General features: G+C 60.2%; 20 protein-coding genes and 1 pseudogene. 5 read left to right on the forward strand and 16 right to left on the reverse strand.

The window, feature by feature from the left end; genetic code table 11:
• Nucleotides 1-347: 347 nt before the first annotated feature.
• The 12 genes and pseudogenes from tssB (DWA01_RS23725) to tssA all read right to left on the reverse strand — a co-directional run.
• Nucleotides 348-836: pseudogene (gene tssB, locus DWA01_RS23725) on the reverse strand (type VI secretion system contractile sheath small subunit); the annotation flags it as partial.
• Complete coding sequence (locus DWA01_RS18865; RefSeq protein WP_114287359.1) at nucleotides 836-1699, reverse strand: ion transporter; 864 nt, start codon at nucleotides 1697-1699, stop codon at nucleotides 836-838. The pseudogene tssB (DWA01_RS23725) and the gene DWA01_RS18865, both read right to left, overlap by 1 nt.
• A 23-nt stretch (nucleotides 1700-1722) precedes the next feature.
• A complete protein-coding gene (locus tag DWA01_RS18870) occupies nucleotides 1723-2781 on the reverse strand; it encodes a hypothetical protein (protein WP_114287360.1) in 1059 nt (352 codons plus the stop codon).
• Between the two features lie 50 nt (nucleotides 2782-2831).
• Nucleotides 2832-5618, reverse strand: a complete 2787-nt coding sequence (tssH, locus tag DWA01_RS18875) for a type VI secretion system ATPase TssH (protein ID WP_114287361.1) — start codon at nucleotides 5616-5618, stop codon at nucleotides 2832-2834.
• On the reverse strand, nucleotides 5611-6762 hold the full coding sequence (tssG, locus tag DWA01_RS18880) for a type VI secretion system baseplate subunit TssG (protein WP_114287362.1): 1152 nt from the start codon (nucleotides 6760-6762) through the stop codon (nucleotides 5611-5613). Before tssG ends, tssH begins: the two co-directional genes overlap by 8 nt.
• A complete protein-coding gene (gene tssF, locus DWA01_RS18885) occupies nucleotides 6726-8603 on the reverse strand; it encodes a type VI secretion system baseplate subunit TssF (RefSeq protein ID WP_114287363.1) in 1878 nt (625 codons plus the stop codon). The genes tssG and tssF overlap by 37 nt, the downstream gene beginning before the upstream one ends.
• A gap of 5 nt (nucleotides 8604-8608) precedes the next feature.
• Entirely contained in the window at nucleotides 8609-9106 is a 498-nt protein-coding gene (gene tssE / locus DWA01_RS18890) for a type VI secretion system baseplate subunit TssE (RefSeq protein WP_114287364.1), read from the reverse strand.
• Nucleotides 9099-9932, reverse strand: a complete 834-nt coding sequence (locus DWA01_RS18895) for a type VI secretion system accessory protein TagJ (protein WP_114287365.1) — start codon at nucleotides 9930-9932, stop codon at nucleotides 9099-9101. Before DWA01_RS18895 ends, tssE begins: the two co-directional genes overlap by 8 nt.
• Nucleotides 9933-10008: 76 nt before the next feature.
• On the reverse strand, nucleotides 10009-10533 hold the full coding sequence (locus tag DWA01_RS18900; RefSeq protein WP_114287366.1) for an Hcp family type VI secretion system effector: 525 nt from the start codon (nucleotides 10531-10533) through the stop codon (nucleotides 10009-10011).
• 85 nt (nucleotides 10534-10618) lie between these two features.
• Nucleotides 10619-12118, reverse strand: a complete 1500-nt coding sequence (gene tssC, locus DWA01_RS18905) for a type VI secretion system contractile sheath large subunit (RefSeq protein ID WP_114287367.1) — start codon at nucleotides 12116-12118, stop codon at nucleotides 10619-10621.
• Nucleotides 12119-12120: 2 nt separating this feature from the next.
• On the reverse strand, nucleotides 12121-12645 hold the full coding sequence (gene tssB / locus DWA01_RS18910; RefSeq protein WP_114287368.1) for a type VI secretion system contractile sheath small subunit: 525 nt from the start codon (nucleotides 12643-12645) through the stop codon (nucleotides 12121-12123).
• A 57-nt stretch (nucleotides 12646-12702) separates the two neighbouring features.
• Nucleotides 12703-13728, reverse strand: a complete 1026-nt coding sequence (gene tssA, locus DWA01_RS18915) for a type VI secretion system protein TssA (RefSeq protein WP_114287369.1) — start codon at nucleotides 13726-13728, stop codon at nucleotides 12703-12705.
• 312 nt (nucleotides 13729-14040) lie between these two features.
• On the opposite strand from tssA, the gene DWA01_RS18920 reads away from it, so the two are divergent.
• The 5 genes from DWA01_RS18920 to DWA01_RS18940 all read left to right on the forward strand — a co-directional run bounded on the left by DWA01_RS18920 (nucleotide 14041) and on the right by DWA01_RS18940 (nucleotide 17902).
• Nucleotides 14041-14466, forward strand: a complete 426-nt coding sequence (locus DWA01_RS18920; RefSeq protein ID WP_336470018.1) for a hypothetical protein — start codon at nucleotides 14041-14043, stop codon at nucleotides 14464-14466.
• 3 nt (nucleotides 14467-14469) lie between these two features.
• Nucleotides 14470-15087 carry a MotA/TolQ/ExbB proton channel family protein gene (locus tag DWA01_RS18925; RefSeq protein WP_114287370.1) on the forward strand — a complete coding sequence of 206 codons (618 nt, stop codon included), beginning with the start codon at nucleotides 14470-14472 and terminating at the stop codon, nucleotides 15085-15087.
• A gap of 69 nt (nucleotides 15088-15156) precedes the next feature.
• Complete coding sequence (locus tag DWA01_RS18930) at nucleotides 15157-15591, forward strand: ExbD/TolR family protein (RefSeq protein ID WP_114287371.1); 435 nt, start codon at nucleotides 15157-15159, stop codon at nucleotides 15589-15591.
• Complete coding sequence (locus DWA01_RS18935) at nucleotides 15588-15995, forward strand: ExbD/TolR family protein (RefSeq protein WP_114287372.1); 408 nt, start codon at nucleotides 15588-15590, stop codon at nucleotides 15993-15995. The genes DWA01_RS18930 and DWA01_RS18935 overlap by 4 nt, the downstream gene beginning before the upstream one ends.
• Nucleotides 15992-17902 carry a DUF4384 domain-containing protein gene (locus DWA01_RS18940; RefSeq protein WP_114287373.1) on the forward strand — a complete coding sequence of 637 codons (1911 nt, stop codon included), beginning with the start codon at nucleotides 15992-15994 and terminating at the stop codon, nucleotides 17900-17902. Before DWA01_RS18935 ends, DWA01_RS18940 begins: the two co-directional genes overlap by 4 nt.
• A 202-nt stretch (nucleotides 17903-18104) precedes the next feature.
• Here DWA01_RS18940 and DWA01_RS18945 read toward each other — a convergent pair whose 3' ends face one another.
• From DWA01_RS18945 to DWA01_RS18960, 4 genes are all read right to left on the reverse strand, one after another.
• A complete protein-coding gene (locus DWA01_RS18945; protein ID WP_235008619.1) occupies nucleotides 18105-19643 on the reverse strand; it encodes a caspase family protein in 1539 nt (512 codons plus the stop codon).
• Between the two features lie 153 nt (nucleotides 19644-19796).
• Complete coding sequence (locus DWA01_RS18950) at nucleotides 19797-20909, reverse strand: OmpA family protein (protein WP_235008620.1); 1113 nt, start codon at nucleotides 20907-20909, stop codon at nucleotides 19797-19799.
• A complete protein-coding gene (locus DWA01_RS18955; protein WP_114287374.1) occupies nucleotides 20906-23515 on the reverse strand; it encodes a hypothetical protein in 2610 nt (869 codons plus the stop codon). Before DWA01_RS18955 ends, DWA01_RS18950 begins: the two co-directional genes overlap by 4 nt.
• 8 nt (nucleotides 23516-23523) lie before the next feature.
• Complete coding sequence (locus DWA01_RS18960) at nucleotides 23524-25947, reverse strand: hypothetical protein (RefSeq protein ID WP_114287375.1); 2424 nt, start codon at nucleotides 25945-25947, stop codon at nucleotides 23524-23526.
• Between the last annotated feature and the right edge of the window lie 11 nt (nucleotides 25948-25958).

Raw genomic sequence — 25958 nt, forward strand, 5'->3', positions numbered from 1 at the left:
GCTTCAGGCGCTCCCGTGGGCGCGGCGCTCCGCAGCGCATCCAGCGCTGCCTTGCCAGCATCCCCTGCAGGTGCCTCCTCCGGTGCGCGCGCGGCCAGCGCATCCAGCGCTGCCGCCTGATCATCTGAGACCGTAACGTCCTCCGTCGCGCTCTCGCGCAAAGCGTCCAGCGTGGCGTCCGGGCTGTCTTCTGTGGTAGGCTCAGGTGGAGCTGCTGCGCGCAGCGCCCCAAGAGTGGCGTCCGACGTCTCCTCTGCCGCTGCCGCGGCATCCGCCGGCGCGGCGGCGCGCAATGCGTCCAGAGCGACATCCGCGGGAACATCTTCAGTGGTCGCGGTAACAGTGTCGGGCCGTGTGGCGGCGCTGAGACTGCGCAGCAGGTCCGGGTTCTGCAGCACCGTTTCGATCAGGCTCTCCGCCCCCGTTTTGCCATCCATATAGGTCATCAGATCCGCCAGTTCTGTGCGGGCCTGCAGCAACCGGCGCAGCGGCTCCACCTTGTTTGCAATGGCGGCGGGTTCAAAATCGCTGATTTGTTCAAACGTCAGATCGACCGGAAGATTGCCTTCGCCGCTCAGCGTATTGGGCACAGAAAAGGCGGCGCGCGGCTGCATCGCTTTCATCCGCGCATCAAAGTTATCCACGTCAATTTCCAGAAAAGCGCGGTCCTGCACCGGCGGCTGTGGCACCGCAGACTTGCCCGCCAGATCAGACAGCACTCCCATTACAAACGGCAGTTGCACCTTTTTCTCCGCGCCATACAGCTCGACGTCATATTCGATCTGCACCCGTGGCGCGCGGTTGCGGGCGATGAATTTTTGCGAATTCCCGGCCATCACAGGGCCTTTCTGAGCGCAGTAAGCTCACTGCGCATCAATTTGATTTCCGCATGCATTTCAGCCACATGGCTGTCCACAATATCGGTTTCGGTGCGCACCAGATTGCGCAGCTCTTCCAGCTCCTTTTCGGTTTCGTCTTCCACCGCAGACTGCATCGTGTTGACCAGCAAGCCGATGAACAGGTTCAGCACCGAAAAGGCAGTGATGATGATGAAAGGCACAAAAAACGCCCAGGCATAGGGAAATTCCAGCATCACCGGGCGCACGATGCCCATCGACCAGCTTTCCAGCGTCATGATCTGAAACAGGGAATAGAGCGAACGCCCGAGCGTGCCGAACCAGTCGGGAAAGGCGTCGCCATACATGATCGTCGCCATCACTGCGAAGACATAATAGACGATGCTGAGCATGATGATCACCGCCCCCATACCAGGCAGCGCGTCCAGCAGCGCCTGGACCACGGCGCGCATTTGCGGCACCACCGAGAGCAGCCTCAGCGCCCGGATCACCCGCAGCCCGCGCAGCGCCGACAGACCGCTGGTTTGCGGCATCAGGCCGATGCTGACGACGAAGAAATCAAAGATGTTCCACGGGTCGCGCCAGAAGGACCAGCCAAACGCGTAGAGCTTCAGGCTGAGTTCCAGCACAAAGATCCCCAGCACCGCCCGGTCAATCAATGTCATCAACGGACCAAAATTGGCCATAACAGCGTCTGATGTCGACATGCCAAGGGTGATTGCGTTGAAGATGATCACGGCAAGAACGGTATTTTTTACCGCGTCACGGACCACAAACTTGCGCAGGTTTTCCCGGCTGAATCTGCCGGGTTTGCGGCTTTCATATGTTGAATTTTCACCCATGTTTCGGCCCCCCGGCTCTGCAGTCATTTTTTCAGATCACGGTCAACAGTCGCGAATGACTTGGCGAATTGTTTGACCAGTTTTTCCACTGCCGCGGCCGAGCTTTTGCGCCCCTTATTGGCGGTGCCGAACTGTTGCAGTTTCTTTTTAAACGCGGCGGCGCCATTGCCCTGGCTTTCTTCGCGTTTGGATTTGATAAAAGCGCAGATGCCGCTCACATCGGTGCCAAAGGCGGCCAGATCGCTTTCCAGTTTCACGATCAGGGAGCGGTTTTTCTCCATGTCGGCGGCGAGCACTTTCAGAAGATCATTGACGTCATCGTTCTTTTTGATGCCGCTGAGCATCTTGGCCAGCGCGGTGAGCGCGCCATCGGCGTCTTTTTTCGCTTTGTCGAAAGTCGCCTTGACCAGGTCCATGCGATTGGCGGCCGCGGCAAAGACCTTGTCGGCGGATTTTTCAGCGCGGCTGAGTATACGTTCGGCTTCGGCTTCGGCCTCTTTGTCACCTTTTTTCTCCGCCCGTTCCAGCGCGTCGTCGGCGATGGCCATGGTTTTTTCGATGCCGGTCAGCTCCTGCACCAGGTCTTTGAGCACCGCGCAACTGTCCTGAAACGGTTTCACAAACAGCGTGGCAGCGCTGATGTCTTTCAGATCCGAGAGCGTCGCTTTGCCCTCTTTCAGCGCCTTGGTATTGTCGCCCTTGTCCCCGGCGACCTCTTCCACCGCCAGCGAACATTTATCAGCCATGTCCTTGCTGGCCCGCGCGTGGATTTTCACCAGGGCTTTATAGGCACCATCGTCGGTTTCGGAGTTTTTCTGAACTTTTTTATGCACCTGGGCGACGCCGGTCGCCATCAGCTTCAACTCATAGCGCACCAGCCCCAGCAGCGCCTTGCTGAGCTTTTTTTCGCTCCATTTGCGGGTATCGAGTTCCGGATCAGGGTTCTCGCGCCAGGTGAATTTGCCAAACAATTTGGCGCGGTCCTTGTCCGCCACCACCCATTTTTTAACGGCGGCGTCCATTTCAGATGTCAGTTCAAGTACCAGCTGAGCTTTCATTTTCTTTTTGCTGACAACGGCCATTTTTAAACTCCAAGCAATTATTAACACATCGCGGGCGCCCGCGCCGGGGTTTAGCCAAACGCGTAGGTGAATTCCCCGTCTTTGGCGTCGATCGAAACACTGGCAATATCGATCCCCTCCATCATACGTTTGAGAAACTCAGCAGAAATATCGGGCAGCATGGTGTTGGTGACGATGGCGTCGATCATGCGGCCGCCGCTTTCCAGCTCCTGGCAGCGCTCGACAATCGTATCCACCACCGCATCGCTGTAGCTGAACCCGACCCCGTGGGAGTCCTGAATGCGTTTCTGGATGCGCTTGAGCTGCAGTTTGGTGATTTCAGCGATCATATAAGGCGACAGGGGATAAAACGGGATCGTCACCAGCCGGCCCAGCAGCGCGGCGGGGAAGATTTTCAGCAATGGCTCCCGCAGGGCGGTGGCCAGGCCTTCCGGTTCGGGCAGCAATTCCGGGTCGGAACACATGTCCATGATCAGCTCTGAGCCCGCGTTGGACGTCAGAAGGATCAGGGTGTTTTTAAAGTCGATCACCCGGCCTTCGCCATCCTCCATCACGCCCTTGTCAAACACCTGGAAGAAGATCTCATGCACATCCGGGTGGGCTTTTTCCACCTCATCCAGCAGCACAACGGAGTAGGGTTTGCGCCGCACTGCTTCGGTAAGCACCCCGCCTTCGCCATAACCGACATAGCCGGGAGGCGCACCTTTCAGGCTGCTGACGGTGTGGGCTTCCTGATATTCCGACATGTTGATGGTGATGACATTGTGCTCGCCGCCATACAGCACTTCGGCCAGCGCCAGCGCGGTTTCGGTTTTGCCGACGCCTGAGGTGCCCGCCAGCATAAAGACCCCGATCGGTTTGGACGGGTTGTCAAGGCCGGCGCGGCTGGTCTGGATGCGTTTGGCGATCATTTCCATCGCGTGGTCCTGGCCGATGACCCGTTTGGCCAGCCGTTTTTCCAGCTCCAGCACGGTTTTCAACTCGTCGCGCAACATGCGCCCCACCGGGATGCCGGTCCAGTCGCCAATGACGCTGGCCACGGCCTGGGCGTCAACGATGGGCAGGATCAGCGGGTCTTCGCCCTGCAGTGTCAGCAATTCGGCGTTTTTCGCCCGCAGCGTGTCCAGCAGATCGGCGCGTTCTTTGGCGCTCAGGGGGGAGGCCCCTGCCCCGGTCGGATCGATGGGCTCAGCACCTGCGGTTTCCTGCGCCTCGCCCGGAGCGTCACCGGCGGCGCCCGCGACCTCATCCATGGGTTCGTCGGTGGGCGTATCCACTGGAAGACCGCCCTCACGCAACTGCGCCCGGATATCGAGGATCTCCACCACCACCACTTTTTCCGCTTCCCAGCGGCTGTTCAGCTCCTCCAGCCGGGCTTCTTCGGTGGTTTTAGCGGTTAAAACCTCGTCACGTCGGGTGCCAATGTCATAGCCGGCGGTTTCATCGCGACCGATAATCTCCAACTCGGTCTCAAAAGCGCTGATGCGTTTGCGGCTGTCGTCCACCTCGGCGGGCACCGCGTGCTGGCTGACACCGACACGGGCGCAGGCGGTGTCCAGCACACTGACCGATTTGTCCGGCAGCTGGCGGGCGGGAATATAGCGCGCCGACAGTTTCACCGCCGCTTCAATGCCCTCATCCAGCACCTGAACCTTATGGTGGCTTTCCAGCATTGAGGCGATGCCGCGCATCATCAGCACAGCCTTGGTTACGTCAGGTTCGTCAATCTGAACCACCTGAAAGCGCCGGCTCAGCGCCGGGTCTTTTTCGATGTGTTTTTTATATTCCGCCCAGGTGGTGGCGCCGATGGTGCGCAGAGTGCCGCGCGCCAGAGCAGGTTTCAGCAGGTTGGCGGCGTCGCCGGTGCCTGCCGCACCCCCGGCCCCGACCAGCGTGTGGGTCTCGTCAATGAACATGATGATCGGCACCGGGCTGGCCTGCACCTCGTCAATCACCGAGCGCAGGCGGTTTTCAAATTCCCCCTTCATCGAGGCGCCGGCCTGGAGCAGTCCAATGTCCAGCGACAGCAGCCGCGCATCTTTCAAGGCCGGTGGCACGTCACCGCGCGCAATGCGGGAGGCAAAGCCTTCCACCACCGCGGTCTTGCCGACACCCGCTTCGCCGGTGAGGATCGGGTTGTTCTGGCGCCGCCGCATCAGCACGTCGACGATCTGACGGATCTCCTCGTCGCGGCCGACGATGCGGTCAATCTCGCCCTTGCGCGCCTGTTCGGTCATATCGGTGCAGAACTGCGCCAAAGCCTCTTCTTTGCCCATCTGCGCCGGGGCAATGGCGTCGGAAGCCTCGCCGGGCTGCGCGCCGCCGCCGGTGGAGGAGCCGTCCTGGGGCCGCAGCCCATCTTCGGGCGAACCTGAGGTGATGCTGGCAAACTCATCTGCCAGAGTGTCAGCGCTGACCTTTTTGAATTCGCCGGAAATATTATAAAGGATGTTGCGCAGCGGCGTTGTTTTCAGCATGCCCAGCATCAGATGGCCGGTGCGCACCTGGGGCGAGCTGTAGAGCAGGGATCCATAGACCCAGGCCCGCTCCATCGCGTCAGAGATATGTTCCGAGAGATCGGTGATGGTGCTGGCACCGCGCGGCAACTGGTCCAGCGCCCGGGTCATGTCGGCGGCTAGCCGCGCCGGTTCCAGCTCGAAATGGCCAATGATGCGGTGGATATCGCTGTCCTGGCCCTGGACGATCTGATGCAGCCAGTGCACCAGTTCCACATAAGGATTGCCACGCATCTTGCAAAAGACGGTGGCGCTTTCGACCGCCTGATATCCGGGCTTGTTCAGTTTTCCAAACAGGGCGACGCGGCTGATCTCACTCATCTGACTGACCTCTCACTGATGTAACCTGGGGAATATGTATGTCCGGGCCGGCACTTCTGGTGCTGACTGTGGCTGGGGGCGCGGCGGCGGGGCGGTGCACCGGTGCAAGATAGAGATCCACCGCGTCCCGCCCGTCTGCTGCCGGATCGCCAATCCAGCTGGTGTGACCGAGACGGGTGTCCTGGCCCAGCACCGCCGGCGGCACGTCGCGCGCCAGCAGAACAAGGTTCAGATCCCAGTCCAGCGTATCGCCCACATAATTGCGCACGATGGCGCTGAGCCGTTCCAGCGATGCCGCCGACGGCAGGAGCCGTTTATAGGCCTCAAGCGACAGCGGCCCGACACGAAGACGGAATTTGGCAGAGCGCGACCAGACCCGGTCGCCAATGCTGGTGGTCTGGCCCAGGCCGGCGGGCGCGCCAAGCTGCCAGCGGTCGCCGGGTTCAAGTTCAAGCCAGCTGCCGACAAATTGCTGCAGGCGAACGGGCGCGTTGAAAAACCCCGACAGAATGGAAATCAACCCCTCAGGGTGTTTGCTGCCCGACGCCAGATGCGCGGTGAAATGGCGCTTGGCCAGCTCCGGCATCGCGTCCCGTTCGCGCAGGTCCCGCCCGTGCAGCCCGGCAAAAGCGGCGATATGGTCCTGCACCTCGTCCTGGCCGGGCCGGTCAAACGAGGGCGCCGGCTGCCCGGCCCGCCAGGCCCGGTAAAACAGGCTGGTAAAGCGGTGCGTCAGCATGTCGGCAAAGGCGATAAAGGTGGAATCACGAAAGTTGCGTTTGCGGTCGCGGGCATATTCGGTCAGGTGCAGCGGCAACGGGCCCTGGGGGCCAAAAAAGCCAAAAAACCGGTTGGTCAGCACGCCGGGCGCGCCGGGGCGAGCGGGCGCATCGCCGGTGGCAGCCACCGCCGCCTGTGGCGGGTGGAACGCGGCAATCGAAGACGGCGGGAACTGCAGTTCCGCCTCCTGGCCAAAGCGCACCGGGTCCTGAGACGGGCGGCGCGACAGACCCAGACGCGGCGCGTCCTGATACTGTGCTTCAATCACCCGTAAGGCATGAAAGAAGTGGTGTTTTTCCGGCGCGTCGATCAGTCGCTTAAAATGCGTCAGATCGTCCGTGCGAGCCCGTTCTCTGGTCTCCATCTGGCAATCTCTCCGCGTTGTTCAGTAAAAAGTACGGTTTCAGTGAAACTGTTGATCGTCACATATTTCCGAAAAAACCGCTCTAAAACGGCACCGAGCAGATAGACGCTGGTGCCTTCAAAAAAGCTTTCATCAAAGGTCAGTTTTATCTCCAGCCCGCGCACGGCGGTGGACATCAGCTCGTCGCTCATCCGGCGCACGATCGGGCGGCTGGCCACGGCGGTCAGACCCTCCATCTGCTTTGCAATCACCCGGTCGCCGTCGGGCGCATAGATGCCGATCAGCTCGCGCAGCGCCGAGGCGCCGCCGCCCTGTTCGGTGTCCACAAGCGACAGGTAATTCAGGCTGAGATGGGAAATCAGCCGCCAGGCGCTGTCGCCCTGGGCCAGCGTCGGACGCGGTCTTGTCGGCGTCACCGGAGTGCGGATCGCCAGCACAGGGCCGCCGTCGGGCAGATGAAACACCCCGTCCCCGCCCGTGTTCATCAGCATCGGCAGATCGCGGTTGGAACAGAGCGCGCGCACCGCCAGCTGGCCCAGTTCGGCGCTGTAGGGCGCCTGTTTCTGATCCACCAGCGACAGGTAAAGCTCTGAGCCCAGATACGAGGTGCGCACCCCGTGCAGGCGTTCATTTTCACTGCGTTGGCGCATGCGGCGGCGCTGGGTGTAATAACAGCTGTAACTGTCGCCCGCCGGCGTGAAATCATCCGTGGAATAAAACGGCCGGAAGGCGACATCATCGGCGCCTTCGCCCGAAATCCCCACCACCGAGCGCAGAGCGTAGATCTCGTAATCCAGCGGCGCGGTGCGGTCGGGCACCACATGCTGTTCCACGTCTTTGCTGCTGACGTGCACCCGGTCACAGCGTTTTTCAAACAGGTTCACTGCCGGGGTGGCAAACAGGGTAAAGGCCGCCGGTGTGATGGTATCGGCCAGGCTGGCGCGCCCGTCGCGCAGCAGGATATAGATATCCACATCCGCATCCGTGGCGCGCGCTAAGGCCGGGGCAAGGCCGGACAGTTCCACAAAATGAAACCGTTCGGGCATCGCGAAATATTCTTGCAACAGCCGGTAGCCGTCAAAGGACTGGCGCGGCGTCGGCAGCAGGGATTCATCAGACGCAAAGCCAACCGGCGTCACCGCGCCATCGCGCAAAGGTTCGGCCCAGTCGGCGCGCCGGTCAGTGGAGCGGCCGCACAGGCCTGTGACGGCGGTGCTGAGCAATTCGTGCAACTGCCAGCTTTGGGCTGACTGGTTGTTGAGATAGAGCGTCAGATCCTGCAGCGGCAGTTTTGCGATCGGTGCCCCATCGGTGCGGTGCAGCCGCAGACGGATGGCGGCACGCGCCTCATGGCTGCCGGCCACTCCGGCGGCGACCAGTGGGCCGCGCCCGTCGATATATTCCGCCTCTGTTATTTCCAGCGGCCACAGTGTCACATCGCGCGCAGTTTCAAAGATACAGGCGGTTTGCTCGCCTTCGCCCGGGGTGCTGCGCAGCTGGCTGTGGCGCGGCAGCACATGGCCATCGCGCACCGCAGAATTTTCACGATCCGGTACAAATTCCGCGATCATCATTGAAGGCGTTGGCGCCAGGTAATGCGGATAGACGATTTCCAGCAGGTTGCTGGTCAGTTCGGGGAACTGCAGTTCAAGTTCCAACTGCACCCGGGCCGAAAGAAAGGCTGTGCCCTCCAGAATGCGTTCCACATAAGGATCAAGGACTTCAACGCCTTCCATGCCGAGACGAGCGGCGATCTTGGGGTACGACGCAGCGAATTCCGCGCCCATATCGCGCAGGAAAGCCAGTTCGCCTTCGTAATGTCTGAGCAGCCTTGTATCCATCCGCGTTACATCTTCCGCTCAAGTTTGAATTCGCCGGTGGTAATGTCGGTCTGAGAGCGCAGATACAGTTCCATCGGCAGCGGCTGCGCCCACATAAAGGCGCGGATATCAAAGGTCACCACCGATTCTCCATTGCCTTCACTGGCGCGGAATTCGACCTCACACGAGCCTTTTTCAAGCCGCGGTTCAAAGCGTTCAATGGCGCGCAGCACCGACAGGCGGATCTGTTCGGCTTTTTCAACCGAACTGAATTCGCCTGCGACTTCGCGCACGCCATAGTTCAGCACCGAATGTGCCACATTGGGATAGCGCACCGGGTCGAGCCCGCTTTCATTGTTGTTGGTGTTCAGAAGCCAGGACAGGTCGCGCTGAATAATGTCGCGCAGACGCCGGATGTCGATCACCCGGGAGTCGCGGGTTTCCTTGAGACTGTCCGGATCCTGATCGGTGAGACGATCCAGCAGAGAGGGCTGCAGCCGGTCTGTCAGAGTAATGTCAGCCATTGCCAACGCTATCCCCGCCCGAAGCATCCGCCCCGGTCAACGGATCCATTTTCAGGCTGCGCAGGTCCATAAGCGCGGTGTCGCCCGCATCCGTGGCCAGCAGACGTTGCCCGAGACCGGCAAACGTGTCCTCGCCCAGATCGCGCCAGTCGGTGGCACGTGCCAGTTTCAGCCCATCCTTGTCCTGACTGGCGGTACCGGCATACCGCGTCGGGATCAGCGCCACGATGTTGCCGCCGTTCTGAAGCGTGATCGTCACCGGCGTCCACACCGTGTCGCGCAGGTCTTCGGGCGGCTCGGCTTCAAGTAAGGAAATCACCGAGAAGGGCATCCAGAAATATTTGCCGTTGACCACCACCTCAAGCATCGGCCCGAGCCGCATATCCGCATCTGCAATCCAGTCAAAGCGGGTGCCGTTCAATTCACCGCCCAGCGCCGGCGCGGCTTCAAACGCCTGGGTGCGCAATGCCGCGGCCGCGGCGGTATTGCCGCCGGCCTGGAGCTTGAGCGCCTCCACCAGCAGCGCCGTCCACGCCTGGGGTTCCCCAAAGATCAGCGGCTCTTTTTCGCCAGAAAAGACTTTCTCGCGATAGACTTCGCAGATGATGCCTTCGCGGTAGGTCTGCGCCATCGGCACCGCCATCGCATCCAGTTCGCCGCAGAGTTTCAACTGGGTGATAGCGCGTTTCCAGTCGCCGAGAACACAAAGCAGCTGAAACAGGAAGATACGCAGTTTCGGGTCCGAAGCCCGCGCCCGGACCTGGGTCTGCAACGCGTCCAGCGTTGCGGCCAGATCGCCGGATTTCAGATGCTCTTCTGCAGTCATACATACCCCCCACCGGGTCCGGTTCACTCATAAATCCCGCGCAGGCATACCGCCCTGCGCGGGCTGGTCTGATCGCTCAGACGTCCATCGTTGCCTGGTTGGTGACGCGGCTCCACTGGGCCACTTTGGGCGCAGCCATTTCACCGGTGGCTTTTTGCTGGGAATATTCCACCCGGATGGCACCGTATTGAAAGATTACGGTTTCTTCGCAAATATCGTCGCCGTCAGACCCGGACCAGGAAATGTCCTGCACCATGACAAAGGCAAACTTGAAGATCAGGAAGGGTTTGCCCGAGGCGCTGGCTTCACCGCTGGAGCGGCGCAGGTGAATTTCCAGGTCAGTGAAATGTTTGCCTGTCACCAGGTTGTGGAACAATCCCGGCGAGGCGGTGTCGGTTTTTTTGGTCACGGTAAATTCTTTGAACGTCGCTTTGCCGGCGCCGCCCCCGGCCGAGATGGACCCGATATTGATGTTGTTTTCAGCGCCCAGCTCAAACGACAGGATTTCGAACGCTTTTTTATCTTTGTAAGTCGTGTCCTGGGTTTCGCCGGGTATCAGATCGCCCTGGCTTGGGGAGTAACAGAATGCATCGAATGACATGGTTCAGATCTCCAGTACTTGTAAAAACCGGCCCTATAGGCCGCGGTTGCAACAATAGACGCGCCGAGACAGCGCGCCTGCCTGATCACCCTTTTTCGGTGGGCAATTTGGACACCAGACGGAGGGACACCGAGAGGCCTTCGAGCTGGTAATGAGGTTTGAGGAAAAACTTAGAGGTGTAATAGCCCGGGTTTCCTTCGACCTCTTCCACGACCACTTCTGCGGCCGCGAGCGGTTTGCGCGCTTTTTCCGATTCCGGCGAGGTATCGGCGGTGAAATCAACATATTCGTTGATCCATTCCTGCAGCCAGTTCTGCATATCATCGCGCGATTTGTAGGAGCCGACTTTGTCGCGCACGATACATTTCAGGTAATGGGCAAAACGGCAGGTGGCGAAAAGATAGGGCAGCCGCGCCGCCAGATTGGCGTTGGAGGTGGCGTCCGGATCATTATATTCCGCCGGTTTATGCAGCGACTGCGCCCCGATAAACGCCGCAACATCCGAGTTTTTGCGGTGGATCAGAGGCATCATGCCGTTCTTGGCCAGCTCGGCTTCGCGCCGGTCTGAAATGGCAATTTCGGTGGGGCATTTCATATCGACACCGCCATCATCGGTCGGGAAAGTATGCGAGGGCAGATTTTCCACCGCACCGCCGGATTCCACCCCGCGGATGCGGGAGCACCAGCCATATTCCTTGAACGACTTGTTGATGTTCACTGCCATGCCGTACGCAGCATTGACCCAGCCGTACTTGGTGGCATCAGTCCCGTCGGTGTCCTCTTCAAAGGCAAACGCCTCCACCGGATCGGTTTTGGCACCGTAAGGCAGACGGCCAAGGAAACGCGGCATCGCCAGGCCGACGTATTTGGAATCTTCGCTTTCGCGCAGGCTGCGCCAGGCGGCATATTCCGGGGTCTGGAAGATCTTGGTCAAATCGCGCGGATTGGCCAGTTCTGACCAGCTGTCCATCTGGAACAATTCGGGCTTGGCACCGGTAATCAGCGGCGCATGGGCGGCGGCGGCGATTTTGGACATTTCGCCCAGCAGCTCCAGGTCGGGCGGAGAGTGGTCAAAATGGTAATCCGCCACCAGGGTGCCATAGGGTTCACCACCGAACTGGCCGAATTCCTCTTCATAGACTTTCTTGAAGATCGGCGACTGGTCCCAGGCGGTGCCTTTGAATTTGCGCAGGGTTTTGTGCATATCCTTTTTGGAGATGTTCAGCACCCGGATCTTCAGCATCTCGTCGGTCTCGGTGTTGTTCACCAGGTAATGCAGCCCGCGCCAGGCGCTTTCGAGCTGCTGGAACTCCGCATTGTGCAGGATCAGATTGACCTGTTCGGTCAGTTTCTGGTCGATCTGAGCCACAATGCTTTCAATCGAGCGCAGCGCGTCATCCGAGATCAGGTCGGTGTTGACCAGCGCCTGTTCGGCAAGCGTTTTCACCGCTTGTTCAACGGCGGTTTTGGCCTGGTCAGACTTGGGGCGGAATTCTTTTTGCAGCAGGCTTTCAAATTCAGAAGAACCAAAGGCGGTTGCACCTTCGGCAGCGGTTTGCAGGTCGTCTGTGTCGCTATCTGCCATGCTTATTCACCGTCCTTTTCAGTGTCCTGATCTGCGCCCGGGGCCGGTTGTGCCGCCAGGGTTTTCAACAGGGTGGGATCCTGGATGATCTTGCCGATCAGGTCTTCCGCCCCGGTTTTGCCGTCCATATAGGTCATCAGGTTGGACAGTTCGGTGCGCGCCTCCAGCAGTTTGCGCAGCGGCTCAACGTTTTTGGCGATCGCCGCGGGTGAGAAATCATCCATGCTTTCAAAGGTGATATCCACCGCCATATTGCCCTCCCCGGTCAGGGTGTTGGGCACGGTGAAAGCGGCACGCGGCTTCATCGATTTCATCCGGTCGTCGAAATTATCGACGTCGATTTCCAGAAATTTGCGATCCGCGACGGCGGGCTGAGGTTCTTCGGATTTGCCGGAAAGATCGGAGATCACCCCCATCACGAACGGCAGCTGAACCTTTTTCTCGGCGCCATAAAGTTCAACATCATATTCGATCTGAACACGGGGCGCGCGATTGCGCGCTATGAATTTTTGTGAACTACCGGCCATTTAGAACTCCTCGTCTGAACATAGATTTACAAATCGCAAGCCGCCGGAGAGCGGTTGCTAGAACTCTTCCCGAATGCCTCCGATGCGCCGGACACTGTCCAGCGCCTCTGGCGCCATATCTTTGATGATCGCCATGAAATCGGCGCCAACCAGGCGTTTGGCGCGCAGCAGCAGCACCGGAACCGGACTCGCCGGTTCTTCGCGCTCATAATAGGCGACGATGCGGTCAATGGCGTTGGAGACGTCATTGGTCGAATTGATCGCCCCCGGGACCGATGCCGCAGCCATTGCAACGGCTGGTGCCGCCCCTGCCGGGCTCCCGTCTTCTGCGGTGCCCTCCTCAACTTCGACCTCAAGCCCGCTGTGTTGCTGCAATTTTCCGGTGATCTGTTTCAGGGTCTTGACCAGTTCGTCCAGATCCGGCCCCTGGCCGGGCAGCTCCTCGTCAAACTTTGCCGAAATCGCCGCCGCGCTGGCCTGCGCCGCAACTGCAGCAGCCAGCCCCTGGCTCAGATACTCATCATCAGTGTCCTGAAACGCCGCCGAAACACTGGCGGTATCAGGCACGTTGTCCATTTTCGCCGGCGCGGCGATTTCGCCTTCGGCAATGTTGATATCGCGCAGGGACAGCTTGCCAAAGGTGCGGCTGTCGGTGAGCGGCGCCAGCCGCAGCGCCCGCAGGATGGTATCGCGGTCCGCCAGCGCCTGCACCGCGTTGACGCGCATCGTCGGGTCACCGTCATCTTCATCCAGCTGTGGATGGCAACTGTCCCAATACTGATCGAGACAGCCCTGAATATACTCCAGCACGCCGGCAAACCCGGTGAGCCCCTCAAGCCGCAGAGTGGCGCCGGCCAGGTAGACTGCCGCGCGCAGATCATTGCTACGCTCCAGCACCTCAACGGCCTTGGCGGAAATCTCGCGGAAATCAGGGTCTTCGGCCGCAAGGATCTCCTCCCCCGCCTGACGTTCTTCGCCAGGCTGGGCCACGATTTCAAGCTCGGTAAAAACCGGATCGTACTCAAGGTTTTCACCGCTTGGAGCATCGTCACTGTGGCTTTTCAGCAGCGACAGAATTTCCATTTGGCCCCCTAACAAATTCAGGCAATCTAATTGGATATCAGTAATTAAACCAACGGTAGCATATACGTTGCGCAAATCTATAAATCTTTTTTTAATGGTTTGATTTCCCGGAAAATTGAGGGCTTGACCCAATGCGGAACTTCTCGTTTTCTGGCAATATTGCCCGGGCCGCACCTGATGCGCCCCTGTTAGACCCGTTGAGATGCCGGCCTGAAGAACAGCCCCTGACTGTCCGCTTTCGTAAGTTCTGAATCGCGCACAGCCCTGGTTTTACTGTTCCGGACCGCAAAACAAGCAGATAAGGAGACACCTATGCGGCAGATGAGCAGAGGCGCGGTGGCGCTGATTTTGGCGCTGTTCAGCGCCGCCCCGGTACTTTCGGCAGAGGGCCGGCTGACGGTGGAGCTGAACAAGTTTGAGCAGGATGAAGGCGGCGGCTGCCGGGCATTTTTCCTGTTCCGCAATCAGACTGGCCTGACGCTGGAAGGATTTGAAATGTCCTTGGCAGTGCTAAACACTCAGGGGGTGATTGACCGGTTGTTATCCATTGATGCCGCGCCACTGCCGGCAGCGCGGACCACGTTGAAATTGTTTGAAATTCCAGAAACTGCCTGCGGTGACATTTCTGAAATTCTACTGCATGATATTCCCAGTTGCAGACCGCAGAATGAGGCCGAGACCGATTGTTTTGCGCTGATTGATCTGGACAGCAAAACCAGCGCCGCATTGGTGAAATAGATCATGTTGCGCAGTTATGCAGAGAGCCTTGGCACCGCCGGTCCGATCATCCTTATCCTGCTGCTCTTATCGCTTCTGTCCCTGGGGCTGATCGTGGCCAAGACCATGCAGCTCTGGTCCTGCCGCTCTGGAAAGGAGCTGCGCGAGTTGGCGCTGGACCAGTGGCGCGATGGCGAGCACGCCGCGGCGGTGGCGACGCTTCGGGCGGGAAAATCGCCGGCCGACCGGGTGGCCGCCTTTGCGGCACAGGGGCTGGTGGACGGCATTGAGCGCCAGGATCTCGAAGGCGAGCTGACCAGGCGCGGCAATGAGGAGCTTGATGAAATGAACCGGCATATCCGCCTGCTGGAGCTGGTGGCGATGATCAGCCCGCTTTTAGGCCTCCTCGGCACGGTTCTGGGGATGATTCAGTCGTTTCAGGAGCTGGAACTGGCCCAGGGCGCGGCCAATGCCTCGCTTCTGGCGGGCGGTATATGGCAGGCGCTGCTGACCACCGCCGCCGGCCTGGTCGTGGCGATCCCCGCCGCCATCGGCGCCACGTTGCTGTCTGCGCGAATTGAGGGCGCCGGACAAATGATTGAAAGCGCGGCGGGGCGGATGCTGATGAGCAAAAGCCGCTAAGTCCCGCGCGCCCCGCGTGGCCACGTCGCGCAACGGCGCCAGTCCGCAAGCAGAGGAGCAGATTCCGCTATGGAACTCAGACGATCCCGGCCGCAAAAGACGCTGATTTCGCTGGTGCCGATGATCGACGTCATGTTGATATTGCTGGTGTTTTTCATGGTGACCTCCACATACCTGGATCTGGACATCATCCCCACGGTTGAACAATCAGAGGAGCGCGCACCAGAGGATCCGGCGCCGCCGACTGCAGGGGCGCAAGCGGCCGTGAACACGTTGCTGGTGCGGATATCTCCTGCCGGCGATCCGGTGATCCGGGGCCAGAGCCTGTCCGTCGCCGGGCTGATCGCGCGCGTTGAGGAGGCTCAGACGCAACAGGCAGGACTGCAGGTTCTGGTACTGCCCTCGGGTCAGGCGACGCTGCAGGCACTGGTTTCGGTGGTGGATGCGCTGACCCGGGCCGGCGTGCAGCGCCTGCGGGTGATTCGCCTTGAGGTCGCGCCATGAAGCTGCGCCGCAACCGGCAAAGGGTCGTGCCCGAAACCATTGTGGCGCTGATCGACGTGGTGTTTTTCCTGCTGGTGTTTTTCATGCTGATCGGGCGGATGGACGCCTCATCGCCGTTTGAAGTGGCGCCGCCGCTGGCGCTCAGCGGTGCCGATATGCCTGCCGGCGGTGTCACCGTGTCGATTGGCCAGGACGGTGCCCTGGCGCTCGACGGGTTTGCGACAGACCGTGCCGCGGTGCTGGCCGGGATAAGCGCCCGGCTTGACGTCAGCCCACAGCTGCTGATCCGGATCAACGCCCATAAAGACACCGCTCTGAGGCGGGTGATGCCACTGATCAGCGCGATCGAAGCGCTGGGGGCACAAAACGTCGCCCTGGTGGTCACCCCGGCGCCGCTGCCATGACGCTGGCACCGCGCATATGGCTGAGCGCTGCCGGCGTCTCTGTCGCGGTACATGTGGCCGGGTTTTTCCTGCTGCCACTGTCCGTGACGCCAGAGCCGGTGCCGGATCAGGAGATGCCGGAGTCCCGCCTCGACATCAGCGCTTATCCGGTGGAGCAAAGCCAGGCCCAGGTGGCAGAGCCCGAGGTTGAAAGCAGCCAGCCGGGAGAGTTGCGCCCGGCAACAGCGGCACAGTACGGCGTGCCGCAATCCCGCTCTGAGGCGCTGAGCCCCGATGCGGAGACGCTGAACGCCAGTGCCGCGCCGGCGGAACAGACATCAGTGACACCTCCGTCGGGCACACGTTTGAGCAACAGGCCGGCCGCGGCAGAGGCGCTGACAGCAAGTGCCGCCCCGCTTGAAAACCTGACTGCATCCCGCGCGCGCCCACAGGTGCTGACAGCCACGGCAGCGACCGGGGCGGACGGCCAGGCGGCGCTGTCACTGGAGGCGGAGGAGGCACTGGCCAGCCCCCTGCCCGGCGGCGCCCAACTGCGTGACAGCGCGATGCAGTCTGAGCGACTGAGCGAAGGCGCCATGCTGCCCGAGCGATTGAATGACAGCGCAGTGCAGCCCGAGCGGCTGGCGGACAGCGCCGTGCAGCCCGAACGGCTGATGGACAGTACCGTACAGCCAGAGCGGCTGGCGGACAGCGCAGTTCAGCCCGAAATGTTGATGGACAGTACCGTGCAGACCGAACGGTTGATGGAGAGCGCCGCGCAGCCCGAGCGGTTGGCAAGCCAGGCCAGTCGCGCGGATGCTCTGATGGCGGAACAGGTCGCACCCGAGGCGCTGATGGCCGCAGCCGCCCGCGCGGAACGCCTGGCAGCGGCGGCAGTGCCCCGTCGCACCGCCGCGCCGGCAGCTTTGAACGCTTCGGCACTGCCTGCGGCGACGCAAAGCGGCAGCCGGCTGGACAGCCGTGCGCCCGCTGCAGAGCCGGCGCGCCGTCAGGATGCCAGCGGCGTGGCTGCTACCAACAGCGCCGCCGCCGTGACTGCGCGGCTGAGCGATCTGCCACCGCCGTCTGAGCGCGGCCGTGCCACCCTGGCCTGGAGTGGTGAGGACGGCACGGTCGACCCGGTGTCGCTTGCGGCGATCCAGTCCTTTATGCGCCCCGGCGATCTGGCCGGATCCGAGAGCAATGCCGGTTCAGTGCGGGACGGTATCGCGGCGTTTCTGCAATCGGTGCCCTGCGCCCGCATTCAGGCGGCGTTTATTCCGGAAACAGGGTCTCTGGAGCTGCGCGGCCATATCCCTGAGAACGGGCTGCGCGGCCCGGTTCTGAGCGCACTCCAAGAGCAGATCGGAGATGCGATCCCGGTGACCGACAATCTGTTGATCTTGCCGCGACCACAGTGCGGCGCGCTCAGCGGCATCGCCGGTGTCGGGCTGCCGCAATCCACTGACCAGGACAGCGACGAACGCCTGGTCGGGCCGGATGCCCATGCCCGCGCCTATGATTACAGCGAAGGCCAACGGCTGAGTTTCGATCTGTCGGCGCCGGATTATGACGCTTATCTCTATGTCGATTATTTTGACGCCGAGGGTCAGGTGCTGCATCTGGTGCCCAACGAGATTGTCGGGCTGGAAAAGCTGGACGCCAAAACCACCATCGGCATTGGTAAGGAACGTGTCGGATTTCCGTCGCTGTCGATCACGGTGGGGCCGCCCTTTGGCCAGGAAATCGCGGTGGCCTTTGCCGCCTCCACGCCGCTTTACGACGGGCTGCGGCCGATCCGCGAGCCGGCAGAACCCTATTTGACCTTCCTGAAAGACCGGGTGGCGCGGGCGCGGGCACTGGACAGTGAATTTAAGGGGGAATGGGTCTATTTTTTCATCACCACGGCGCCGGCGCCGCTGAACTGATCCGCTGAGCAGGTGAGCACGTGAACAGAGCCACAGGAGCGACGTGCAGAACCATGCCGCAGGAACGAAGCGCAGCACCTCGTCGCAGAGCCGCAGCGCGGGGCCTGGTCGCAGAACTGAACCAGGTAGCAGAGCCAGCAAACTGAACCGCAGAACGGGTCTGACAAGCAGCAGGCGAACTCAGTATCGCGCCGCGCCCCCGCTAACTGCAGCCGCCATCGGCCCAGCGTTTCAGGCTTTGCTTAAAGGTGCCACCCAGCGGGTGTTCTTTGCTCAGGGCGCGTTGATTGTTCATGCCGAGATAAAACTTGCCCTGGTCACAGAGCGCTTCGCGGGTCCAGGCATGGCAATTGGCGCAGGTTTTGGTTTTCCAGAAGGCTTCCGGCAAACCTTCGACCGGTGCGAACAGCGGCGTCAGCTTCACAACGTCCGCAATGGTTTTGCCAACGATTTCCGGAGCGCCAAATGTCAGAACGGTATCAAAGTTGATCACCTGCCCCGCACCCGGCCCGGCAGGAGCGGCGGGCGCGGTGGCGGTCTGCGTGCTGTCCGGCTCTGTCGCGACGGTCGACGGGGTGGCGGCAACAGCGGCGGCCTGGCTGGCGGCTTTTTGCTCGATCACGGAGATTTCAAACCTGGCAAGTTCGGCATATGCCCCGTCGGGAAAAGCGGCGAGGTAGGCCTGGTAGTCCACGATTTCACCAGAGGCCTGCGCCAGGCCGATCAGCTCGCGTTCACGGTCTGCGGGCGCGAGAATTGGTGGCGGCGCCGGAACGGCAACAACCGGGGCGGCTGCGGTCCCACTGCCAGCCCCGCCACTGAGTTCTTTCTGCATGATCTGCGCCAGAAGTGCGCGGGCTTCATCGACGAAAGCGCTGTCGGGATAGGCGCGCAGGAACAGCATGATCTGCACCGGGTCGCGGGTCTGGTTCAGCGACTGCCACAGCTGCGCGTCGGCGATTTCTGCCCCGGACTGCACTTCGGCCTGGACAAAATAGAAATCCGCTGTCAGCGAGGAGGCATCCCAGGGCGTCTGCATACCGTTGGTGGTTTTCAGCACTGCGTTGCGGACCTGTTTGAACATTTGCTCAATCGGCACGCCAGGGCTGGAGATCGCCGACGCCAGTGCGGCGCTGAACGGGCTGTTGCCGTCTAGCCCGTCAAGGGCCACGGCACCGGGTGCGGTGGAATAGGACAGGAAGGTGCCGGTCGGGGACTTCATCTCGGCCAGCCCGTTGTCATCCATGTCCTGCACGTTTTCAAACGGGTTGTTGCGGCAGGCGTCCAGGATCACAATATTGGTGCGGTTGCGGGCGGAATTCATCTGGCGCAGCACTGACTGCGCCTCGATTGCCACCAGATCGAGATCTGCCGCGTCGGTAAGTTCAACATCGACCGGGATCATATAATTGGTGCCAAACGACTGCACGCCGTGGCCGGCGTAATAAAACAGGCCGGTGGCCTCAGGGCCTGCGGCGCGCAAGTCGCGGCCAAATTGAGCAATCGCGCGTTTCAGCATGACCTGGCTGGTATCCGTCCTCAGCGTCACTTCAAAGCCGGACTGTTCGAGGCTGGCAGCGATCAGCGTGGCATCCGAGACCGGATTGTCCAGCTGCGGCACGCTGGCATAGGCGCCGTTGCCGACGACGAGGGCGATCCGGACCTGGGCGCTGGCAGCGCTGACGGCAGCTGCGGCCAGCCACAGGCTCAGCAAAAAAGTCACGATTTTGAAAATTGGCACGGCAGCTCCTGTAGTCGGGGCGTTCTGCGCCCCCGGTTATTGCAAAACGAGGCGTCCCGCCCGCTCTGTGGTTTCGATATGCGTTCCGGACCGCCACTCCATTTTGCACAGGGCCGGGTGGTATAAGGCGCGGTCCGGGTCGTGGATCGGAACTCAGTTGTTCAGCACCGAGAATTCAATGCGGCGGTTGCGGGCCTTGTTGGCACGGCTGTCATTGGGCGCCACCGGGCGGGTCTCTCCATACCCGGCGACCACAAAAGCGTCCGGTGACATGCCTTTGTGGGTGAGGAATTCGGCGACCGATGCGGCGCGGCGCACGGACAGGCGCTGATTGGTGGCGTCAGAGCCGTCACTGTCAGTATGGCCGGCAATTTCAATGCGCAGACCAGGGCAGCGCGAAACGATGTCAAACAGGGTTTCCAGCAGCGGCGTTGAATTTGCATTCAGCCGGGCGCTGGCGGGGCCAAAATTGATGTTGCCGGTGCGCGACAAGATTTCAAAACGACCGATACAGGCTTCAAGGCTGAAGTTACCGGTCGTTTCCAGTGCGGCCAGCGCCGGTTTGACGGGCTCAGCGGCGACCGGCGGCGCGGTGGTGGGCGCGGTTGTGGTCCCGGCGTCGGTGTTTTTGCCAAACAGCAGATCAAAGGTCACCGCGCCCGACGGCACCAGTTTCACATTGGCAGCCGCTTCCAGTTTCGCCACCCCTTCCATCAGGGCAAAATCCGCTGCGGCAATGGTCACCGGCGCCGAGGAGGACACCGCCACCAGATCGTCGGTGATCAGGGTCAGCGCCACTTCGGTGCTCAGTTCGCGTTTGACGCCGTGCAATTCGAGCGTGAAGGGCAAGGTCAGGATCTTGCGCCGCACCTGCGGCAGGTCCTCCACCATTTCGCGCGTCAGCTGCAACTTCAGCGTGGCTTCGGGATAGAGAAAGGTTTCAAAAAACAAAAACCGCATGCGCACGTTGCGCAGGTCAATTTTGGTATCGACGGAATCGAGCAGCACTTTCAGTTCGGCGCGGCCCAGACTGTCGATACTGCCGGAAAAACTGGCAAAGGAGCTGGATTCCACTTTTGTCTGGTTTTTCACCGACTGAAAGCGCAGCGCCGAACTGCCTGGCTGCAAGACCCAGCCACCGGCAAAAGGGTTTTCCTGCGCGCGCAGCGGCGCCACAGTCGCCAGGGCGGCGGCCAGGGTCAGCGCGGCGCCCAGGGTGAATTTACGCAAAAAAGACAGGGTTTTCCCGGGATACAGATCCATCATACCTTTTCGCTTTCTGCTTTGATCAGAGGTTGCAGTGTCTCAGCATTCACCCGCAGCACTTCGCGGCGCTGCAATGTCGCCCGCGCCACCAGGGTTTTGATATAGCTGTCCATTTCAGCATGTGCCTTGTTTTCCTCGTCCTTTGCTTTGTAGGGCTTGAGCGCTTTGATCAGCCCGGTGATCGCGTCCTCGGCGCTCTTGAGCACCGCCGGATCCGGCAGGGTCTTGTCCTTGCCGGCCGCCGCGACCGCCGCATCCCAGGTCGATTTGTTGCTGTCCCAACTGGCGAGATCCGCCTTGATGCGGCCAACGTCCGAGGCGGCAACAAGCGGGTCGGCTTTGCTGGTGGCTTTCAGGTAGAACAGGCAGAAACTGGCATAGGTGAGCTCGATGTCACCGGGGTGCCAGTCATTGTCGATGCCGACCGCATGCATGATCACCGGGTCCTGGTCGTACATCTGCTCCAGATAATCGACCACCTTGCTGACATTGGTGTCGGCCTGGGCGAGGGTGCGGTCGTTCAGCCCGCAGCGGTTCATCGCCATTTTCGCCATGGCGTTACCTTCGACCACCGCTCCGTAGGCCATGGCGTACTTGGACAGGGTCGGGTTTTTGCGCAGCGCCTGACGCGCCAGTTTGCGGTTTTGCGGGTTGGCCAGAGCGTCTTTGTAGATTTTCCAGGCCTCACGCGCCTGCACATTGTCGGCGATGGCGACGCCAAGATCGATGGCCGCCTCGGCGACATCGGCGCCGGCGGAAATCGCCAGACCGATCGGCGCGGCGGGTGACAGGGCGGTGGCCTGCCCCGCGACTTTCACCGCTTTCACCCCGACTTTGATATCGGCGATAATGTTTTGTTTTCCTTCCAGATTATAGCGGCTCATCATCGCGTCCAGCTGCACTGTGGCGGCTTTGCCGGTGGCTTCAACAATGCCCATCCATTTTAACATTTGCTGGGCGCGTTTCACCGCTTCGGCGATAGAAAAGGCCAGTTCGGCGCAGGCCTGGACCAGGCCCATACCGGGCACCAGATCGGCGATCAGCCCGGGGCCTTTGGTGGCGATTTTTTCCGCCAGAGCGAAGATCTTTTTGTCCCGCGCCATGATCGCAATCAGGTTTTCAATCGACTCCATACGCCGTTGTTCGGCCTCGGCAATGGCTTCGGCTTCGCTGGTCGGGGGCGGAAATCCGGTGGAGAGCACCTCGGCAAACATCGCGTCATCGCGTTCCATCATCACCCGCAAAGTCTCTTCCTGGGCGCGGGCGGCTTTGAAGTCCTCCGCCGCCTGCAGATCCTTCAGCTTTTGCAGGCTTTCCGCGGTGATCGGGGCACGGCGGTCCTTGTCGCCCTCGCGGATTTCATTGCCCTCTTCAGCGACTTCTTTGGCGAAGCTGAGGATTTCGATGGTTTTGTTCACCTCAGGCGAGTTGATTACCCCAGCGATTTCACCGATGGCGATTTCCAGCGCTTTGCCCGGCTGCGGCGGATCGGCCCGCAGCGCATCCAGCACTGCTTTGCCGGTGATGATCTTGCCAAAGATCGAATTGATCTCTTTACCGCTGTCGGCCAGCGCCTTGTCGCCGGTGCTGCCCAGCGCAGATTCGATGGCGTCGCCAAGGTTGGTGAACGCGCCCTCCAGATCGCCATCGGCGAGCGCTTTGCCCATGCCGGCGCTGCGGGCACTGGCGGTGACGATACCGGTGACCATGTCGGCGACATTCTGATCCACACCACCGGCCTTCAGCGCCGCGCCCAGCATGGTGTTGCAGATGTCGACAGCTTTAATCGCGTCGCGTTCTTTGACCACCGTTGGCACCAGGGCGCAGGTCGAGGTAAACACCACATTGACCAGCTCCAGCACCTCGCCAGCCTCTTTGGCGTTGGTCAGAACCTGGGCGTTTTTAGTGACCTCAGCGATGCTGCCGGCAAAGCCGGCTGATGACGCCGCCAGATTGATCACCTTACCGCCGATGTCCGCCACGATACCGAATTTGGCCAACAGTTTGTCAGTGCCATCCAGCCCGGCGGAATATTCCTGCAGCCGTTTGTCATATTCGTCAGAGGCGGCGTTAAAAGTCTGCACCACTTCGGAATAATCGTCGGGGATGAAGTTTTCCGGGATGATGCCTTCGCGCATCAGGGGCTGCCAGAGGTCACGGGCGATGCGGTCTTTGTACTCTTTCATCGCCTGTTCTTCCTCATAGCTGGGGAAGTCAGGGTCCTCCATTCCGGGCTTTTTATAAAAGTCCAGCGCCTCCATTTCGCGTTGAATATCCATGATTTTCTGCACTTGAGCTGTCAGCAACTTCAGCTTGGCCGGATCAATAGATTTGGCGTCTTGCAGATCAGCCCAGCTGTCCACTTCGCGCAGCGGATCGCCCTTGGCAAAATCCAGCAGCGGCATCGGCTTGCTGCCGTCGGTATATTCCACTGTGATCGCCCGGAATGCGTTTTGCATCTCCAGCAGAGCCGCCGGGTCGAGCTGTTGCTCAATCAGCGCCATGCCTTCCTCGCGACTGGCGAAGTCCGTGTCCGCCTGCGCCAGGCTGGCCTCGATATTGCCAACCGCATTGACCCAGGTCACTTGTTTGTCTGTTAAAGCCATGTCACCGCCTAAATACTGGTAAGAACGTCATATTCGATGGAATTCAGTGCCTGCACGACCGGTGTGGCGATGCCGTTCACCGAAAATGGATTGGTCGCGGCGCGTTTAACGCCGTCGTTATTTTTGAGAAAATCGCGGTAGAGGCGCACCGTTTTTAAGGCCTGTTCGCGGTTGCGTTTGCGCAGAGCAGCATCGTTGCCAGACACTTTGAGCACCTCCATCGACGCATCAAAGGCGGTTTTTTCCAGCTTGCCACTGATCAGGACCATCGCCGCAAGACCCTTGTTCAGTTTCGTCAGTTCGCCCGCAGGCAATTCGCTGGCGTCACTGCTGACCTTTGTCTGCAACTCCTGAAATTTGGCGGTGAAATTGTCGATCTGGCGCACCCAGTTGCCCGGAATATTGCCAAGATTTTCAAAACTGTCCTTGGCGCGTTCCTTAATCTTCAGTTCTTCATCCAGGCGGAACTTCACCCGCGACAGGATCGCCTCTGCGGCTTCAAATTCACCAGCTTTGGCCTGGGGGATGCCAGCTTTGTTGTAGTCCAGGATGCTTTGATATTCCTGGGTCTTCGCCTTGTCCTTGCTGTCGGAAATCAGCTTTTCCAGCATCTTGTCGGCCAGTTTGCTGGCCTGGGTATAGTGTTCCAGCTGACGTTCGGTGGCTTCACGCGCTTCCACCCCGGCCTTGTGATCGTTGAGCATGCCCATCACCGCACTCATGTCCCCGGACGTCGGCGCCTGGCCTGCATCGGCCGCGGCACGCAGCTTGTCGGCTGAGCCCAGCCAGTTGATAATCTTGGCCTGCAGCTGGTCCAGTTTTTTGTCCGCCGGGCTTTGATAACTGATGTCTTCAGTGCTGATCCAGCCGCGTATGGTGGTGAGATCTTCGCGCATGGAGCCCTCATATTTATCGCCGCCCATGCCGAATTTTTCCCGCATGAATGTGGCGAAACTGCCGTGATCATCCTTGCCAAAATCAAAGAGCGCTTTGGACAGGTCGTTGACCTTCTTCTCCAGTTCGTCGGCGCGTTTAGCGGCGATTTTGCGCCAGGCCACCTGGTCTGTGACCGTTTTGGCGAAGGTGTCACAGCGTTTTTTCAGACCCTCAAAGGCGCTGGCGGCCTTGTCTGGCGACAGGCTTAACCAGCTGTCATGCAGGGAATTGAATTCATTCTTCAGCTCGGTAAACTCGGCCGGGCGGGTTTGCGAATTCAGTTTATTGTTGGCGCCGCCGGGCTTGCCTAGCACCTCTGATATGGCATCGATACATCTGCTCGTGGTGGTATTTATGACCTCAAAATGCGCCAGTTCGTCCAAAAGCGTATTGGCCCGCGCCAGAAAGCCCTCCATCGGGGCAAGCGCGCCGATGTTTTTACCGCCAAGCAGGGTTTGTTTGGCGATATCAATCAGGTCCTGCAATTGTTCGCGCTGTTGCGGCGGCACCGATTTGTCGATGCCTGCCAGGCTGTTTTCGATTTTGAGCAGGGTGTTCTGGTGTTTGGTCGCCTCCAGATCAAAGGCATCAGCGATCGATTTGTGCTCCGCATCGACCTGCTTGCGCCAGTCCTCCAGCGCGGTGATGCCGGTGGTGTAATCTACCGCAGCAAACGCTGTGGTGGAGATTTTGAACAACTCCTTCTGCCTGGCGTCTGCCTCGGGATAGCCCCAGCGCTCCAGTTCAGCGAGGCGCAGCCGACAGTCTTCACTCAGGCGCAGGAATTCGGGTTTCTTCTCCAGGCTGGCGAACAGATCAACGGCGGAGTTTTTCACACCGCGCGATTCAATCAACAGCGTCTCGGCGGCGGCGGTGAAATCGTCATAAACTTTCTGCATTTGCGCGATCACCGCATCGGCATTGCCAACGCCATTGATTTCCAGCGTGCTGATATCCTCGACTGCCTGATTCAGAGCCGTATTATACTTGCCCTCGACGGCGTCTTTGGCGTCCTTGCCAAGGCCTTTTGCCGCAGCGATATCCTGGTCTGAGGCCAGCTTCATCAGCTCACCCAGGGTGCGTTCAAATTCGCCCGACGCTTCAAGCGCGCGGTTCTCAAGCTTGCCGTGGAGCCGTTCGCGGGCTTTGGTTTTAAGCCCTTTCTCGCTTTCGCTCAGCTTATTGTCGCGCAGTTGGGCATTGATGTCTTCAAGCAGGGTTGCGAGCACTTTGGCGCTCTGAATAAAATCACCTTTGGTTGAGGTCTCGGACTGAATTCCCTGCGCGCGGATATCATAAAGGTAGTGGCCCTGGCCGCCTTTGAGCGTGGCCAGGGCATTTTCCACGTCTTTGCTGAGGTTCAGATAGGCTTCATAGCCCTCAATCAGCGCCATATTGGCTTTTGATTTCCGCCTCTTACCGCTGAACATGCCGCGTTTTTCAAAGTAACTGTAGATAAATTTCTGCTGGTTATTATTCAGGTCTTCCCAAGGCATTGTGCGTAGTC

It is taken from the genome of Candidatus Halocynthiibacter alkanivorans (genome assembly GCF_003333265.1).
In the GTDB taxonomy this organism is placed as follows: domain Bacteria; phylum Pseudomonadota; class Alphaproteobacteria; order Rhodobacterales; family Rhodobacteraceae; genus Halocyntiibacter_A; species Halocyntiibacter_A alkanivorans.

What these genes read in the sequence shown, in the direction of transcription:
- DWA01_RS18940 (WP_114287373.1), top strand. Translation starts at nt 15,992, where the DNA reads ATGACGCTGGCACCGCGCATATGGCTGAGCGCTGCCGGCGTCTCTGTC.
- DWA01_RS18935 (WP_114287372.1), top strand. Translation starts at nt 15,588, where the DNA reads ATGAAGCTGCGCCGCAACCGGCAAAGGGTCGTGCCCGAAACCATTGTG.
- DWA01_RS18960 (WP_114287375.1), bottom strand. Translation starts at nt 25,947, where the DNA reads ATGCCTTGGGAAGACCTGAATAATAACCAGCAGAAATTTATCTACAGT.
- tssG (WP_114287362.1), bottom strand. Translation starts at nt 6,762, where the DNA reads ATGGAGACCAGAGAACGGGCTCGCACGGACGATCTGACGCATTTTAAG.
- DWA01_RS18930 (WP_114287371.1), top strand. Translation starts at nt 15,157, where the DNA reads ATGGAACTCAGACGATCCCGGCCGCAAAAGACGCTGATTTCGCTGGTG.
- tssC (WP_114287367.1), bottom strand. Translation starts at nt 12,118, where the DNA reads ATGGCAGATAGCGACACAGACGACCTGCAAACCGCTGCCGAAGGTGCA.
- DWA01_RS18865 (WP_114287359.1), bottom strand. Translation starts at nt 1,699, where the DNA reads ATGGGTGAAAATTCAACATATGAAAGCCGCAAACCCGGCAGATTCAGC.
- tssH (WP_114287361.1), bottom strand. Translation starts at nt 5,618, where the DNA reads ATGAGTGAGATCAGCCGCGTCGCCCTGTTTGGAAAACTGAACAAGCCC.
- tssB (WP_114287368.1), bottom strand. Translation starts at nt 12,645, where the DNA reads ATGGCCGGTAGTTCACAAAAATTCATAGCGCGCAATCGCGCGCCCCGT.
- DWA01_RS18955 (WP_114287374.1), bottom strand. Translation starts at nt 23,515, where the DNA reads ATGGCTTTAACAGACAAACAAGTGACCTGGGTCAATGCGGTTGGCAAT.
- DWA01_RS18895 (WP_114287365.1), bottom strand. Translation starts at nt 9,932, where the DNA reads ATGACTGCAGAAGAGCATCTGAAATCCGGCGATCTGGCCGCAACGCTG.
- DWA01_RS18870 (WP_114287360.1), bottom strand. Translation starts at nt 2,781, where the DNA reads ATGGCCGTTGTCAGCAAAAAGAAAATGAAAGCTCAGCTGGTACTTGAA.
- DWA01_RS18920 (WP_336470018.1), top strand. Translation starts at nt 14,041, where the DNA reads ATGCGGCAGATGAGCAGAGGCGCGGTGGCGCTGATTTTGGCGCTGTTC.
- DWA01_RS18925 (WP_114287370.1), top strand. Translation starts at nt 14,470, where the DNA reads ATGTTGCGCAGTTATGCAGAGAGCCTTGGCACCGCCGGTCCGATCATC.
- DWA01_RS18950 (WP_235008620.1), bottom strand. Translation starts at nt 20,909, where the DNA reads ATGATGGATCTGTATCCCGGGAAAACCCTGTCTTTTTTGCGTAAATTC.
- DWA01_RS18900 (WP_114287366.1), bottom strand. Translation starts at nt 10,533, where the DNA reads ATGTCATTCGATGCATTCTGTTACTCCCCAAGCCAGGGCGATCTGATA.
- tssF (WP_114287363.1), bottom strand. Translation starts at nt 8,603, where the DNA reads ATGGATACAAGGCTGCTCAGACATTACGAAGGCGAACTGGCTTTCCTG.
- tssA (WP_114287369.1), bottom strand. Translation starts at nt 13,728, where the DNA reads ATGGAAATTCTGTCGCTGCTGAAAAGCCACAGTGACGATGCTCCAAGC.
- tssE (WP_114287364.1), bottom strand. Translation starts at nt 9,106, where the DNA reads ATGGCTGACATTACTCTGACAGACCGGCTGCAGCCCTCTCTGCTGGAT.